This window comes from Nostoc sp., assembly GCF_036917815.1.
Taxonomy (GTDB): domain Bacteria; phylum Cyanobacteriota; class Cyanobacteriia; order Cyanobacteriales; family Nostocaceae; genus Nostoc.
In genome coordinates this window covers 40,773-56,610 of the sequence record NZ_JBALEK010000006.1, presented here as the reverse complement: position 1 = coordinate 56,610, position 15,838 = coordinate 40,773, and the positions used below count along the sequence as shown (strand labels likewise).

Sequence of the window (15,838 nt, the reverse complement as noted above, 5' to 3'; positions counted from 1 at the left end):
TCCGATTCAGCATTATCCCAAGTAGAGTCAAGTGATTTGTTTGGCTCCTTCGATGAAAATCCCCAACTGCTGTTTGAAGATGTCGCGAGAAATGATTCTACCTATATTCAGATGGACACCACAGAGAATCCTGTGGATGAACTATCAGAAAATATCATTTTTGGGGAAACTTCCGATTCACTCCAGACGAGTCTAGAAGTTTTAGATTCTGATGAGAATAATAATTTAGAAACGACCTTTGAGTTCACAGAAAATATAGATTTTGAAAATGATTTATTGTTTACAGAAACTACTCTAGCAGAAGGAGAAAATCAGGAGAAATTAGAAAAGAATGCAGCAATAATTGACTCACGATCTGTTAATGACTTCACACAAAAGGTTATTCAGGAAGATGTAGAGAACGATTTTTGGAATTTAGGAGAGACATCTGAAGCGGCACCAGTGTCAGAGGGAGAAAATACTATTATTGCCTCGACTGAAGAGTTGGCAACTAGAGAAACCATTGAAGAAGTTACTCTAGAAGATGAATTTGCAGACTTGGCAGCATTATTAGGAGAGGAAGTCGCATCCATCCCCAAAGCTAAGGAGATACCAGAACTAGATTTTGCTGCCCTGGAAGAATTGCTAGGTACAGATAATGACAGCGATCGCAGCCAGCCCCTAGACATTCAACCAGTCTTGGCTAAAATTCCTATTCCATCACCAGCGATAAAAGATGAATTTGGTGATTTGGAGAAGTTGCTGGCAGAAGCCGATCAAACAATATCCCATTCACCCTCAGTCAAATCCAGCACCAACAAAGCTACCCGTCCCTCTACTCGTCGGACTCCGAGATTTGAAGAAACGATGAAGGTTCCAGTTAAGCAACTGGACGATATGAGTAATTTGGTTGGGGAGTTGGTGGTAAATCGCAACACCTTAGAGCAGGATCATGAACGGCTGCGACAGTCATTAGATAACTTGCTGATTCAGGTACAACAACTCTCAGATGTGGGCGCAAGGATGCAAGAGTTGTATGAGCGATCGCTATTAGAAGCCTCTCTGTTAGCTGGACGCAAAAAGAAAGACCCCGGCGTTCAAGCGCCAGATGCCAACGCCGACAGGGGTTTTAGCGAGTTAGAAATGGATCGTTTTACACCCTTCCACACCCTCTCACAGCAGATGATTGAACGCATTGTGCGAGTGCGAGAGTCGGCTAGTGACATTGATTTTGTTACCGAAGAAACCGAGCGAGTCGCAAGGCAGTTCCGCCAAGTAACCACCCAGTTACAAGAGGGATTAACAAGAGCGCGAATGGTGCATTTTGCCCAAACTATCGATCGCTGGCGGCGAGGAGTGCGCGACAACGCCATCAAGTGTGGCAAACAAGTAGAGTTGGTGATCGAGGGTGGTGAGACCTTAATTGACAAGATGATTTTGGATCATCTTACCGATCCATTAACTCACATGCTGAATAATGCGATCGCTCACGGTATTGAAACCCCAGAAGAACGGCAAGCTGCTGGTAAACCACCCGTGGGAATCATCACCATCCGTGCCTTCCACCAAGGTAATCAAACGATCATTTCCGTAGGCGATGATGGTGCAGGTATCGATTCGGCCAAGGTGAAAGCTAAGGCTGTGAAGGTTGGCATGATTACAGAAGCGCAGGCAAAAGCCATGTCTCGTCTGGAAGTCTACGATCTGCTGTTCCAGTCTGGTTTTACCATTAAAGACCAGGCAGATGAAATTTCTGGTCGTGGTGTGGGTATGGACGTAGTGCGCTCCGAGATTAGCGAAATTCGGGGAACAGTTAACACCGATTCTACTCTTGGTAAGGGAACCACCTTCACCATTCGTTTACCACTGACTCTGAGTATTTGTAAAGCTCTTTGCTGCGTCTCCGATCGAGCCAGGGTTGCCTTCCCGATGGATGGTGTAGAAGATACCCTGGATATACCACTCAAAAGTATTCAGCACGATGCCAATGGGCAATCATTTATTTCCTGGCGTGATACAGTGCTGCCATTCCGACCTCTGAAGGAACTTTTAACCTTCAATCGCCAAATCAGTCGCGGTAACGTCTATGGCGGCACCAGAGATGATGATATGGTTTCGGTGGTTGTGGTGCGATCGGCAAATACCATGATTGCTCTACAGATTGACCTAGTGTTGAGCGAACAAGAAATTGTAATTAAGCAATTTGAAGGCCCAGCCCCCAAACCCATTGGTGTAGCTGGTGCTACAGTCCTGGGTGATGGTCGGATTATGCCCATTGCTGACGTGCTGGAAATAATTGACATCTTCCAAGGACGGATTTCTACACAAATGGGTGGCAATTCTTGGCAACAAAAAGCTACTCCTCAAGATACCTCTCCTGCGAAGATTGACCCGACAGTGCTAATTGTCGATGACTCAATTACAGTCCGAGAATTGCTATCCCTGACGTTTAATAAGGCAGGTTATCGCGTAGAACAGGCGCGTGATGGTCAGGAAGCTTGGGATAAACTTCGCTCCGGTCTGCCTTGCGATATCGTATTTTGCGACATCGAAATGCCCCGTTGCGATGGTCTAGAATTACTCTCTCGCATCCAGAAAGACTCTAACCTCAACCACTTACCGATCGCAATGCTCACCTCGCGGGGTGCAGACAAGCACAGACAAATTGCATCTCAACTCGGTGCTAGTGGCTACTTTACCAAGCCTTATCTCGAAGAAGCTCTCCTAGAAGCTGCGACGCGGATGCTCAAAGGGGAGAAACTGATTAGTAGTCCAACTAATGCTTAGGTTCAAAATTTTGAAAATCACCTTGCAGGGTTGCTATCAATGAAGAGGACAAGGGCTAGGTCCTAACTGGTTCCCAGCCTGGAGGCTGGGAAGCAACTCTGGGAGGGCTGCCGCCTCCAGTGGCTTGACGAGAGTCAGCAGCCCATTCAGAATTCGTTCCCAGTCTTACAGCGATTTTCAGGTAAATGAACCACAAATAGACCTCACTTCCATTCCTCTCTCCTCGGAGGCTACGGTGTACACACAAGTCTTAGAGAGTTGCCCACAAGCTTTTGATCCCCCCAACCCCCCGATAAATTGGGGGGCAAAAACTTCTTAAAGTCCCCCAATTTATCGGGGGATTTAGGGGGATCTTCACGATTTTGGTTTTGTACAAAGATGTGTGTACACCGTAGCTCCTCGGAGGAGAGAGGCTTTGATTTTCTCCCCTTCCTGGGGGTTAGGTCTGATAATTGTGGTCTAAATACATGAAAACTGCTGTAATACTGGGAACTAAGTGACACAAGCCTTTGGGCTTTTCTTATAGTATGTAAAGAAGCACTTTTGACCTAAGACCATGCCTTCTTCTGAAAAACCTCTCACCTATCCATCCAGCCACAAGAGCAATCAAGTCGATGACTACCACGGTACTTTAGTCGCAGATTCTTATCGTTGGTTAGAAGATCCTGATTCTGAAGAAACAAGAACTTGGATTGAGGCACAAAATCAAGTTACTTTTGGCTATCTGAGTGAAATTCCTGCTAGGGAAAAAATTAAACAGCGCCTTACCCAACTTTGGGATTATGAAAAATACGGAATCCCTTTTAAAGAAGGTGAACGCTACTTTTATTTTAAAAACGATGGGCTGCAAAATCAAAGTGTCTTCTACACCTTGAAAACCCTCAACGATCAACCCCAAGTTTTAATCGACCCGAATAAACTTTCAGAAGATGGCACTGTTGCTCTTTCAGGATTGTCCATTAGCGAGGATGGTAGACTTTTAGCTTATGGTCTATCATCCTCTGGTTCTGATTGGCAAGAGTGGAAAGTACGCGATGTTGAAACTGGTGAAGACCTCCAAGATCACTTGAAGTGGATTAAATTCTCTGGCGCATCTTGGACACACGATCATCAAGGTTTTTTCTACAGTCGCTACGATGAACCAAATGAAAAAACTCAATTAGAAGATGTTAACTATTATCAAAAACTCTACTATCATCAACTAGGTAAACCCCAATCAGAAGACGTTTTAATTTACCATCGTCCTGACCAAAAGGAATGGGGTTTTAGTGGTGGTGTTACTGAAGATGGACGTTATCTAATAATTTCAATTTGGCTGGGTAGTGACTCAGAAAATTTGGTTTTCTCCAAAGATTTGACTAACCAGAATGCTGAAGTTGTAGAACTAATTAATCAGTTTGAGGCAGATTACAGCTTTATCGACAATGATGATAGCGTGTTTTATTTCCGCACAGATTTAAATGCACCACGGGGAAGAGTTATTGCCATTGACACAAAAAACCCGTCGCTAGAAAATTGGCGAGAAATCATTCCCCAATCTGCGGAAACTTTGGAAAGTGTCGGTATACTTAATAATCAGTTCGTTGCTGATTACCTCAAAGATGCTCGCAGCCAAATCAAAATTTTTGATCTCAAAGGTGCGTTTATTCGAGAGGTAGAACTACCCGGACTCGGTTCAGCCAATGGCTTTGCTGGTAAGCGTTATGATACTGAAACTTTTTATAGCTTTAACAGTTTTACCATACCAGGCACTATTTATCGCTACAACCTGGTGACAGGAAAAAGTGAGATTTTCCGCCAGCCACAGGTAGATTTTAATCCAGATAATTACGAGACAAAACAAGTCTTTTATCACAGCAAAGATGGTACTAAAGTGCCAATGTTTATTACGTACAAAAAAGGCATTAAATTGGATGGAAATAACCAGACTTATCTCTATGCTTATGGCGGTTTTAATGTCTCAATGACACCTGGTTTTTCTGTGAGTCTTTTGGTATGGATGGAGATGGGTGGTGTCTATGCTATGCCTAATATTCGTGGCGGTGGAGAGTACGGTGAAGAATGGCATCAAGCAGGAATGAAGGAGAAAAAGCAGAATGTCTTTGATGATTTTATTGGCGCTGCTGAGTGGTTGATTGCTAATAAGTATACTAAGACTGAGAAGCTAGCGATCGCAGGTGGTAGTAATGGTGGTTTATTAGTGGGTGCTTGCATAACTCAACGTCCCGATTTATTTGGTGCGGCTTTGCCAGCAGTCGGCGTGATGGATATGTTGCGGTTCCACAAATTTACCATCGGTTGGGCTTGGATTTCCGAATATGGTTCAGCAGATAATCCAGAAGAGTTTCCAGCGCTGTATGCTTATTCGCCATTGCAAAATCTCAAAGCAGATACAGCTTACCCAGCAACCTTAATTACCACAGCCGATCATGACGATCGCGTTGTCCCTGCTCATAGTTTCAAATTTGCCGCCGCTTTGCAAGAGGCTCACGCTGGGGATACGCCAACGCTAATTAGAATTGAGACGAAAGCAGGCCATGGTGCAGGTAAACCCACGGCTAAAATTATCGAAGAAGCCGCAGATAAATGGGCTTTTTTGGTGCGTGCTTTGGATGTGAAATTGTAGCAACTTTGTCGGGTGGGGATTGCCCACCCGACGAGGCTAAACTAACTGAATCAATAATCAATTTACACAATTAGTTTTTCCCCACATCAGTAGTTCCAACTTACAAGTGCTGTCATTACCCTTGCAATAGCCGCGCGATCGCTATCCTCAATACCTGAAATAATATGACAGGGAAACTCAACAGATTTTGTCTGTAAAATTTTGAATCGATTTTCTCTTTCCCAGAGAATGGAATTTTTTACTTTATCAAAAGTGTAAGTAGTAATTTCTGTATCCTTAATTATTGTATATAGAACAACTATAGGACTACTATTTGATTTTTGAACAGATACGTAGGGTGCGTTAGCGACAGCGTAACGCACCATTCTTAAGGATTTGGTGCGTTACGCGAAACGCTAACGCACCCTACAAATACTTAATTTTGTTCAAAAATCAAACCGGATTCCTATACAACTATTACGCATCCACTTACTACAGCGATGATTCCAGGATAATCAGCATACTGGAGTACCAACCCCAATAAACAAAGGAAAAAACCAAATGGAATCAAAGTTATGCTAATGAGTAATACACCCCAAAGCGATTTTTGAAAACGCAAAATGAGTCGATGCTGGTTTTGTTCGATAATCTTCATGAATTAATTGAGATAGTACGGCTGAGTTTCGTTCCACTCTCTTATCTGCAATCAGAGGGTGAGTCTCAATATTAATAGATGAGTTAAAATTAAATCATCACTCTAGGCAAATATTAACTATGAGATGGGAAGAAGTTTGTGAACACAAACAATTACAAGATTTACCCTTCAAAATTGAATTAAATAAATGGGGTCAAATCGTTATGAGTCCAGTCAAAATTAAACATTCTTTTTATCAAGGAAGAATCCAACGTTTATTAGAATCTTTATTGAATTCAGGAGAAGTAATGCCAGAATGTGCTATTAACACATCAGACGGTGTGAAAGTTGCTGATGTTGTCTGGTGTTCAGAGGAACGATTTTCTCAAATTGAAGATGAAGTATCAGCATCGATTGCACCAGAAATTTGTGTAGAAGTCAAATCCAGTGGTAACACTTTGGAAGAAATGGAATTTAAAAGAAATTTATATTTAGAAGCTAAAGCTGTTGAAGTTTGGTTATGTAATGAACAAGGTCAAATGAGATTCTATAATGAGCAAGGTGAATTAGAGCAATCTTTGTTAGTTCCCAAGTTTCCTAAGCAAATTAAACGGTAATTGCAGAGAAGAGATTTTATCAATGCGATCGCTTCTACTTCTGGGATGCACCCAATCCCAACGCTGATACCAATTCGATATAAAGAAGCGCCAAACCAAAAGTCACTTTTATCTGTGTTGCAAGCTTTCTTTTGAAACAGAGTTTGGCGCAGCCTCACAAAGAAACAGTATTACCGCTCTTGTGTTTAAAACTCGACAGATTGGGCTGTACCAGTCAAAGGGATTGTTGTATAAGTTTGTCTTTGCCCCTGGTCAAATTTAGGAATCACAGAAAAGAGGTTTGTTGTTGTGATTCCCTTAGTTTCAACTATGGCTGATTTGCTGTTTCCAAGGTTTACACGGGGTAAGATCAAGGTAAACAAGGTGTTGCCAGTATCTACTGTCTGACGGATAGTTACAGTTACTAGTGTGCCAATTTCTGTTTCTACACTACGGATCTGCTCATTACCTGTAAAGTTTAATGTCTGTTGCTGATCTTTATAGGTAAAAAGTGGCTTACCAGTAAAGCTTGTGGTTGAGTAAGTAATGCTGACATTCTTCCCTTGGAACTGGTACAAGTCCGGTACTGCTGAGGCATTAGCTGATAATACAGGTATTGCTGTTAACAGCATACCTAGTGTAAATGAGCCAATTAAGTTTCTTGTTTGCATATCTCAAAAAGTTATTGCTAATTTGACATAGATACCTGCCCTCATGGGATGACAACAGGCTTAAAGGTTGTTTGAAAAGTTCTTTTGTATACATCTAACCCTTGGAGATCCCTCTAAATCCACGCCACGTGCAACAAGAGTGGCTCGCCGCCCAACGCAGTGGCTACCCGATAAATTGGGGGACTTTGATTCTTCCCTCAATTTATCGGGGAGCCAGCGCGGTCTTCTCCCTTGGCGCTAGCCTCTCCCAATGTGAGAAGGGGAGACGCTAAAAGCGATAGCGAGTCCGCGTACCCTTACAGGGAAGCAAGCTACGCTTTTAGCGTCTCGTAGAGAGCGTCTGGGGTCTCCCCAAGTAGAGCGACTGGCGTGGGTTAGGGGGGATCAACAAGTGCCTAAAATCACAGCTAACTACTTTTCAAACAACTTCTTAAAGCTGATTTTAAAACTGGATATTCCGAAAATCGTGTAACATGGAACACATTGCAAAGGTTATTAATATATTTGCATTGGTATTTATTGGGCTGAAGCCACGGAGATTCCTAAGATATCACTGTTTTAATATCCTGATTTCTCAGCTTATTGGACTACACTAAATTTACCCATCTGGGGTATTTTAACATGGGGGCGGCGATTAAAATCGTCTGTTCCTATTGCCCCTATAAATAAAATTTCGGGGCTAACTCACCGCAGAAAAATTGGTGTGGCAATAAGTTTAAGTTTATGTGTCATCTTCCCCTACCAAATTTTTTTTGAGGAGATTTTATTTTGTTTTTGTCTTATTCCCTCTATAACTAACAACTTGAGTTAGATTTAAGTTTTGAAATGCCCTTTGGGGTTTTATTTAAAAATTGGAAATTTTGCATTGCTTATGAAACGGCGCTCATACATGCTTATAGGATTTTTCCTGAGCCTGCTCTTAACTATCGTGCCTTTGTCGGGCAATTTCACCAATGCTGCAACACCAACAGCAGTGACACCTGCACCTGCATCGGCTCTCTCATTCACCCAAGGCGTACAAAAAACGGTATTGGACAATGGCTTAACGGTGCTAACTAAAGAAGTTCATACCGCTCCAGTGGTGAGTGTGCAGGTTTGGTATAAAGTTGGTTCACGCAATGAGGTTAAGGGAGAGAATGGCATTTCTCACCAGCTAGAACATTTGATGTTCAAAGGTACAAATGACCGTCCAGTACAGTTTGGAAGGTTGTTTAGTGCTTTGGGTAGCCAGTTCAATGCTTTTACTAGTTATGACGAAACGGCTTATTTTGGTACAGTGCAGCGAGACAAATTAGAAGCACTGCTGACACTGGAAGCCGATCGCATGGAAAACTCTTTAGTTGGTCCTGAACAACTAAAAAGTGAAAAGCGGGTGGTAATCTCTGAGTTACAGGGGTACGAAAATTCACCTGGCTATCGTCTGAATCGGGCAGTGATGCGGGCTGTTTTCCCCAATCGAGCTTATGGCTTATCGGTGGGAGGCACAAAAGCCGATGTCGAAAAATTCACGGTGGAGCAGGTACGGAATTATTACCAAACCTATTACAGCCCAGAAAATGCCACGTTGGTTATTACCGGGGATTTTGCCACGGAACCTGTACTTAAATTTGTCAAAGAAACTTACGGGAAGTTGGTAAAAAGAGGACACGCAGAGATAGGGAAATTACCCACCGCTGCTTCTTCATCCCCGTCTACTGCTAAAAAAGCACCAATTGTTCTCAAGCAACCTGGAAGTGCAGCCATATTGCAAGCGGTGTATCCTCTACCAGATATCAAACATCCTGATGTGCCGGCAATTGATTTGATGGATGCTATTCTCACAGGTGGACGTAGCTCTAGGCTTTACCAGGCTTTGGTGGAATCTGGACTCGCCAGTTCAGTGAGTGGTGGTGCTGCGGAACTCATTGAACCCGGTTGGTATCAAATTGATGCTACGGCGGCTCCAGGTAAAGAGTTGAGTAAAATTGCCCAGGTACTCCAGGAATCTTTAACAAAATTGCAACAGGAGCCAGTTACCTTAGAAGAGTTGAACCGGGCGAAGACGCAACTGCAAGCCTCGTATATTTTGGGGAACCAAGACATCACTAGTCAGGCTACTCAACTGGGGTATAACCAAACGATCGCAGGGGATTATCGTTTTATTGAAACCTATCTGGCTGCGATCGCTAAAGTCACCCCCGCTCAAGTGCAGCAAGTAGCGAAAACTTACCTCAACCCGGCTCAACAAACCATCGGTTTCTTTGAGCCGACTCAACCAGATGGCAAACCAGGAACTTCTAACGCTGGTTCTAGTCGCACGGTGGAAAATTTCAGCCCTGGTAAACCCGTAGATCCAGCAGAACTGGCGAAATATCTGCCACCTACCACATCAGCGACAGATTCGGGCAAACAATCGCTACCAGAAGAGTTTACCTTAAATAATGGTTTGAAAGTTTTGTTGTTAAGCGATCGCAACCTTCCCACCATTAACCTGAGTGGACAAATTAACGCCGGTACTGAATTTGACGGCAATCAAAAAGCTGGATTAGCGAATCTGACTGCAAACAACTTAATGAATGGGACAAAGACTAAAAATGCTCTGACCCTAGCAACAATTTTAGAAGACCGGGGAGCCGATTTGAGCTTCGGCGCTAGCCGCGAGGGAACTAGCGTTAGCGGTGAGGGACTTTCAGCAAATCTGCCAATATTGATTCAAACTCTAGCAGATGTGTTAAAAAACGCCACTTTCCCCGCCGATCAGTTAGAACTGAGTCGCCAACGGGCATTGACAAGTCTGAAAGTCCAGCTAGATGATCCTAGAGGTTTAGGACGGCAAGTATTCCAGCAAGCAATTTACCCGGAAAATCATCCATTCCATAGCTTTCCCACAGCCGAGAGTTTAAAGAATATTACTCGTGATGATTTACTTGGCTTCTATCAGACACACTACCGACCAGATACGACGACGATCGCAATAGTTGGAGACTTTGAGCCAGCCAAGGTAAAAACTTTGCTGAATCAGGTGTTTGGTAAATGGCAAGCCGCAGGTAAGCCACCTGTTCTCGAAATCCAGACCGTACCATTACCGCAAACTTTGACACGTCTAAACAAAGTAATTCCTGGTAAAACTGAGGCTGTTACTTACATTGGCTACAATGGCATCTCTCGGAAAGATCCACGTTATTATGCGGCACTGGTGCTAAATCAAATTTTCGGTGGTGATACCTTATCGAGCCGCTTGGGTACGGAAGTGCGCGATCGCCAAGGTTTAACCTACGGTATATATAGCGGTTTTGCCGCCGGCATCAACCCCGGCCCGTTCTTGATTCAAATGCAGACTGCTCCTGGAGATGCCCAAAAAGCGATCGCCAGTACTCTCGCTTTACTCAAACAGTTACGCGAGCAAGGAGTGAGTGAGGCGGAATTAAACACTGCAAAACGCTCAATTACCAATAGTTACCCTGTGGATTTAGCTAATCCCAGTGATGTATCCAGCATCATTTTAGATAATTCTGTCTTAGGACTTTCACCGGCGGAAATCCGAGATTTTCCCCAGCAAATTCAAGCAGTTACGATGACTGACATCCAAAAGGCAATTGAAGATTTAATTAAGCCAGAAAATCTGGTGATTGTCACCGCAGGTCCCGGAGAGACTGTGCCCAAGGGCGGCTAATTACCTCAGATACATAGAAGAACCTCTCCCCCAACCCCTCTCCGTTTCGGAGAGGGGAGTCAAACTCCCTCTTCCCTTGTAGGGAAGGGGGCTGGGGGGTTAGGTCTTTAACCTTTAGCAACCTGGCAAAAGTTTAAATTGAATAAGAAACAGGGAATGACTTTGCATCCTTTGGCTTTACATACACTCGCTGTTTCGGTTCTAACTCTAAATCATTAAAGCGATCGCGTGTTAAATGCGCCATCACCACTTGTCCATCATCGAAAGTTAATTCCACCTGAATTTCCCAACCCAAATGTACCAATCGGCTCACTGTCGCAGGTGTAGTGGTACCGTTGGCAACCTTTTCAAAAATCACATCTTGGGGACGCAAAAATACTTGTGGGTGTGGCGCATCAAATCCGCTACTTTTAAAGATATTCGAGGTGCTGGGCAATATGTTCACTGGCCCGATGAAACTCATCACAAAAGCTGTAGCCGGATCATCGTAAATTTCAGATGGTGTCCCCACCTGTTCGATCCGCCCTTTATTCATCACCACAACCTCATCGGAGACTTCCATTGCTTCCTCTTGGTCGTGGGTAACGAAAACCGTGGTAACATGAACCTCATCATGGAGGCGGCGTAACCATGCCCGTAAGTCTTTGCGGACTTTCGCATCAAGTGCGCCAAAGGGTTCATCTAGCAGTAATACATCAGGTTCTACTGCCAGTGCCCTGGCTAAAGCTACCCGTTGTCTTTGACCACCAGAAAGTTGTGACGGATAGCGATCGCCTAGTCCAGTCAATTGCACCAATTCGAGTAACTGTTCTACCCGCCCCTTAATCTTCTTTGGCTCTGCCTTGCGAATTTCTAAGCCAAAGGCAATATTTTGCTTGACAGTCAGATGCTTAAATAGGGCATAGTGCTGAAACACAAAGCCAATATTTCGCTGTTGCACACTTTGATATGTAGCGTCCTTACCGGTCAGCAGAATTTTGCCGCTATCTGGCATTTCTAAACCTGAAATTAACCGTAATAGCGTAGATTTCCCTGATCCCGATGGGCCCAGAAGCGCAACTAGCGAACCACTCTTAATTTCCAGGCTGACCTGATCAACTGCCTTGAAACTCCCGAATTGTTTGGAGACGTTTTCAACTACTATGCCCACTGCTGCTATACCTCTGTAACTCAATCTACAGATCCTTGGTAGGATTACTGTGCCTTACATATACCATACATCGTTATTTACAGATGAACAAGATTTAGCGATCGCACTAGCTACAATAGACATCTCCGAAAAAGAATGTAGAGACGGCGATTTATCGCGTCTCTTGCCTTAACCGAACCGTATTGCCCCATGCCCACTTACCTAGTCCGCAACAACTGCACAAAGGTATTACTCACCGTATTGTCTTTAGTGTCAGCCGCGTATTGAATCAAATCTTCCCGCAGTTCTTTGGCTGCATCTAAAGGCAGTAAGGTTGCTAGCAAGAAGTAAACACCACGAAAACGCGGGTCGCCCATTCTATCAACTAATAGTCCTTCGGCGGCATCACTTTCACCCAGAAAGTTTTGCACTAAGAAGAAATCCATGATTTTATCGTGGCGGAAGTACCATTCTTTCTTCGCTTCGCCTTTTTCATCTTGCCACTGACGGCTGACTACCATTTTGTATTTCTCGTCTTCTAAAGACATGACAACTTGGTGAAATTCATCCCCAGGTAAGGCTTGTTTGTCTTCGAGTCGCATTCGGTAGATGGCGGCGGAAAATCTTTTGAGCGGAAATTCTTGTTTCCATTCTTGCAGGTATTCTGCCGCCATCAGGTTGTATTGCTGTTCTTGCAGGCGAAACAAGTTTGGATGTTTACCTTGTGATAACATCAGCGCTACCACTGTTAGATCCATTGGATTGGAAAGAATTCGGCGGACAGCATCTAACTCTTCTTGGGCTTGCTGGTCTTTGAGGACTTCTGTTAAATATTTGGTGCTGGCTTGGGCGTAATCAGCACCTTGAATTTTTGCATCTTTGGGGAGTCGCGGCTGACGGGAGATCAAAAACTCTTGAATTTGTTGTTGTTCAAGGGGCTGCAAGTAGTATGTTTTTGCTGTTGAGGGTGGTGTCCACTCTAGGGGCTGGGTTGTCATTATAATGTTGCCCTGGAAATAGCTTTCGACAAACTGGCAGATTTTGGCGCGTGTTTCGGCGGTGACTTCGTTGAGTCCGTCGATGCAGATATCTATTGCGCCACTGTAAATTAGGTTTTTCAGGAAGTCGGCATCTTGGGCTTGGCCGTGTAGCTTGTCTTGAATGGCTTCAATTACGCCTTTATGACATTTTTGGGCGGGGAGATAAACGACGATGCGCTGGGAGTTTTTCAAGAGATGACGGAGAAACATCGACTTGCCTAAGCCGGAATCACCTTGTAAGATAATTTGTCCTTGAATACTTGGTAAGGCTGCGGTAATTGGCAGGATGTCTCCTGAGCCTGGAACTTTGACTTGAGACTCTGGGAAGTATGATTGCTCATAAAAATTATCTAAGCCGGCATCGGCTAATAGGGAAGGTTTGAAGGGTTCAAATAATTTGCGGCGGAAGGGGGGAAACCAGGTGAGGAGAAAGCCGACATAGCCCACGCCGAGAATACGGCGTACCCAAGGGTTCCAGAAGAAGATGGCTTGGACTTGGGGAAATTTGGGGTAGGCAAAGATGAGGGCTAGCCAAAAGAGAGCATGAATGAGGATGGTGTTTCTGCTACTGATAAACCACTGCCACCCTTCCAAATGATCTATTGCTGACTGCACCGCATTAGCATTGGTGGAGTTGACTTTTTTGAGGTTGTTGTAATGGCTTTGCAATAAACCAATATCTTGTAATCCCCAAGGAATGTTTTTGTTAGTGGCAACTTCGGAAATTTGTTCTGCTAGTTCTCTTTGCAGGTCTGGTAGAGAATCACAATCTTTCCAGGCTTTCTCGAAAACTTCCATTATTTCCACTCCCTGCTTATATGTTGGTTTCTCTGGTGGGGTTTTAGGTTTACCAACCCATTGCATAAGAGTTTCTACTTGTGGTTCACCACCTCCCAAAAAATAAGCTAAAAACCTGATTTGACCAATCTCAGAAGCATAAGAGTGAACTGAATCTAGAACTTGTACAACAACTGGCAAATCTTGTTGCCCTAGTTTCATGAGTGCTTGTGCTGCTGCACTACGGACACTAGGGTCAGAATCTTTGAGCAGGAGGGCAAGCTGTGGAACTACTTCCTTGGCTTGTATCTGCCCTAGTGCTTGTGCTGCTGCACTACGGACACTAGGGTCAGAATCTTTGAGCAGGAGGGCAATTTGTGGAGCTTGTTCCTTGGCTTGTATCTGCCCTAGTGCTTGTGCTGCTGCACCACGGACACCAGCGTTAGAATCTTTGAGCAGCAGGACAATTTGTGGAGCTTGTTCCTTGGCTTGCATCTGCTGTAGTGCCTGTATTGCTGCATAACGGATATAGAATTCAGAATCTTTGAGTAGTAGGACAAGTTGTGGAACTACTTCCTTGGCTTGCATCTTCCCTAGTGCCTCTATTGCTGCATAACGGGCATCCGGGTCAGAATCTTTGAGCAGGAGGACAATTTGTGGAACTACTTCCTTGGCTTGCATCTGCCCTAGTGCCTCTATTGCTGCACCACGGACACCAGCGTCATAATTTCTGAGCAGCAAGACAAATTGTGGAGCTTGTTCTTTGGCTTGCATCTGCCCTAGTGCCTTTACTGCTGCAACACGGATACCAGAGTCAGAATCTTTGAGCAGGAGGGCAAGCTGTGGAGCTTGTTCCTTGGCTTGCATCTGCCCTAGTGCCTGTGCTGCTGCTTCACGAACATACCAGCTAGAATCTTTGAGCAGCAGGACAATTTGTGGAACTACTTCCTTGGCTTGCATCTGCCCTAGTGCCTGTATTGCTGCACCACGGACATTAAGGTCAGAATCTTTGAGCAGGAGGACAATTTGTGGAACTACTTCCTTGGCTTGCATCTGCCCTAGTGCCTGTATTGCTGCATTACGGACATCAGGGTCAGAATCTTTGAGCAGCAGGACAATTTGTGGAACTACTTCCTTGGCTTGCATCTGCCCTAGTGCCTGTGCTGCTGCATTACGGACATCAGGGTCAGAATCTTTGAGCAGTAGGACAACTTGTGGAGCTTGTTCCTTGGCTTGCATCTGCCCTAGTGCCTGTGCTGCTGTTTGGCGGGAAACTGCTGAATCTTTATCGTGCAACTGTTTGACAAACTGTTTTACAAGCTCATCATAGTTTTTTATCTGGGTTTTAGGGTTATCTAGCTGATATTCACCCAAGTGTTCTGCTGCTTTAGCCCTGACTTCGGGTATTGGGTCTTTTAGGGCTGCTACGAAACCGTTAATCTGCCATGCTTCTAGCTTAGGTTTTTCTTCAGCATTTACCCAAGGTAGACAGAGGAAGAGAGTCAGGAGTAGGGTGAAACAGAAAAGGAAAAAGAGCGGCTTGCGGGTGTGGCGGGGAGTTATGAGCATAAATCAGGGCAAGGCGGCAGATTACACGCGGTTATGAGTATAACAACAACCTTGTAATTCCTAATTCCTGATTGAGAGTCTTTAATACTCGTTAACGAGCATTAAAGACTCATTAACAAAACTCTGAGGTTCATTAATGAAGCTTTGAGGTTCATTAACGAAGCTCTAAGGTTCATCGACGAAGTTCTGAGGTTCATCGACGAAGCTTTGAGGTTCATAGGCGAAGCTCTGAGGTTCATTCACGAAGCTTTGAGGTTCATTCACCAAAAGATACATCTCGTTTTGCAAATCAGGAGACTCTCAATACGATTCGGTTAAGAGGATATTTGAAAAGGCCTCTTCTCCGTAGCAAAACGTTTTAGATCCCCCTAAATCCCCCTTAAGAAGGGGGACTTTAAG

General features: G+C 44.2%; 10 protein-coding genes. 6 read left to right on the top strand and 4 right to left on the bottom strand.

The genetic code is table 11. From position 1 onward, the window contains the following. Positions 1 to 2,766, top strand: a 2,766-nt coding sequence (locus V7K97_RS01695) for a hybrid sensor histidine kinase/response regulator (RefSeq protein WP_334798975.1), incomplete at its 5' end; no start/stop codon positions are given. Between the two features lie 556 nt (positions 2,767 to 3,322). Then, positions 3,323 to 5,392 (top strand): prolyl oligopeptidase family serine peptidase, encoded by a 2,070-nt coding sequence (locus tag V7K97_RS01690; protein ID WP_334798974.1) that lies wholly within the window; start codon positions 3,323 to 3,325, stop codon positions 5,390 to 5,392. A gap of 86 nt (positions 5,393 to 5,478) precedes the next feature. Here the strand turns inward: V7K97_RS01690 and V7K97_RS01685 are convergent, their stop codons facing one another. Beyond that, positions 5,479 to 5,757: a hypothetical protein gene (locus V7K97_RS01685; protein WP_334798973.1), complete on the bottom strand. Its 279-nt coding sequence runs from the start codon at positions 5,755 to 5,757 to the stop codon at positions 5,479 to 5,481. Positions 5,758 to 6,145: 388 nt separating this feature from the next. Between V7K97_RS01685 and V7K97_RS01680 the strand changes: the two genes are divergently transcribed. Continuing rightward, positions 6,146 to 6,622 (top strand): Uma2 family endonuclease, encoded by a 477-nt coding sequence (locus V7K97_RS01680; RefSeq protein ID WP_334798972.1) that lies wholly within the window; start codon positions 6,146 to 6,148, stop codon positions 6,620 to 6,622. After that, complete coding sequence (locus V7K97_RS01675) at positions 6,623 to 6,757, top strand: hypothetical protein (RefSeq protein ID WP_334798971.1); 135 nt, start codon at positions 6,623 to 6,625, stop codon at positions 6,755 to 6,757. Between the two features lie 50 nt (positions 6,758 to 6,807). Here V7K97_RS01675 and V7K97_RS01670 read toward each other — a convergent pair whose 3' ends face one another. Then, on the bottom strand, positions 6,808 to 7,272 hold the full coding sequence (locus V7K97_RS01670) for a hypothetical protein (protein WP_334798970.1): 465 nt from the start codon (positions 7,270 to 7,272) through the stop codon (positions 6,808 to 6,810). Between the two features lie 871 nt (positions 7,273 to 8,143). Between V7K97_RS01670 and V7K97_RS01665 the strand changes: the two genes are divergently transcribed. Next, on the top strand, positions 8,144 to 10,924 hold the full coding sequence (locus tag V7K97_RS01665) for a M16 family metallopeptidase (protein WP_334798969.1): 2,781 nt from the start codon (positions 8,144 to 8,146) through the stop codon (positions 10,922 to 10,924). Between the two features lie 133 nt (positions 10,925 to 11,057). On the opposite strand, the gene V7K97_RS01660 is transcribed toward V7K97_RS01665, so the two are convergent. Next, a complete protein-coding gene (locus V7K97_RS01660) occupies positions 11,058 to 12,074 on the bottom strand; it encodes a sulfate/molybdate ABC transporter ATP-binding protein (protein WP_334798968.1) in 1,017 nt (338 codons plus the stop codon). A gap of 49 nt (positions 12,075 to 12,123) precedes the next feature. Between V7K97_RS01660 and V7K97_RS01655 the strand changes: the two genes are divergently transcribed. Continuing rightward, positions 12,124 to 12,246 carry a hypothetical protein gene (locus V7K97_RS01655; protein WP_334798967.1) on the top strand — a complete coding sequence of 41 codons (123 nt, stop codon included), beginning with the start codon at positions 12,124 to 12,126 and terminating at the stop codon, positions 12,244 to 12,246. 25 nt (positions 12,247 to 12,271) lie between these two features. On the opposite strand, the gene V7K97_RS01650 is transcribed toward V7K97_RS01655, so the two are convergent. Next, positions 12,272 to 15,439: a HEAT repeat domain-containing protein gene (locus tag V7K97_RS01650; protein ID WP_334798966.1), complete on the bottom strand. Its 3,168-nt coding sequence runs from the start codon at positions 15,437 to 15,439 to the stop codon at positions 12,272 to 12,274. Between the last annotated feature and the right edge of the window lie 399 nt (positions 15,440 to 15,838).

Excerpts from the sequence above, each read along its gene's own strand:
- V7K97_RS01690 (WP_334798974.1), top strand. The coding sequence starts at position 3,323 with ATGCCTTCTTCTGAAAAACCTCTCACCTATCCATCCAGCCACAAGAGC.
- V7K97_RS01685 (WP_334798973.1), bottom strand. The coding sequence starts at position 5,757 with ATGGTGCGTTACGCTGTCGCTAACGCACCCTACGTATCTGTTCAAAAA.
- V7K97_RS01680 (WP_334798972.1), top strand. The coding sequence starts at position 6,146 with ATGAGATGGGAAGAAGTTTGTGAACACAAACAATTACAAGATTTACCC.
- V7K97_RS01670 (WP_334798970.1), bottom strand. The coding sequence starts at position 7,272 with ATGCAAACAAGAAACTTAATTGGCTCATTTACACTAGGTATGCTGTTA.
- V7K97_RS01665 (WP_334798969.1), top strand. The coding sequence starts at position 8,144 with ATGAAACGGCGCTCATACATGCTTATAGGATTTTTCCTGAGCCTGCTC.
- V7K97_RS01650 (WP_334798966.1), bottom strand. The coding sequence starts at position 15,439 with ATGCTCATAACTCCCCGCCACACCCGCAAGCCGCTCTTTTTCCTTTTC.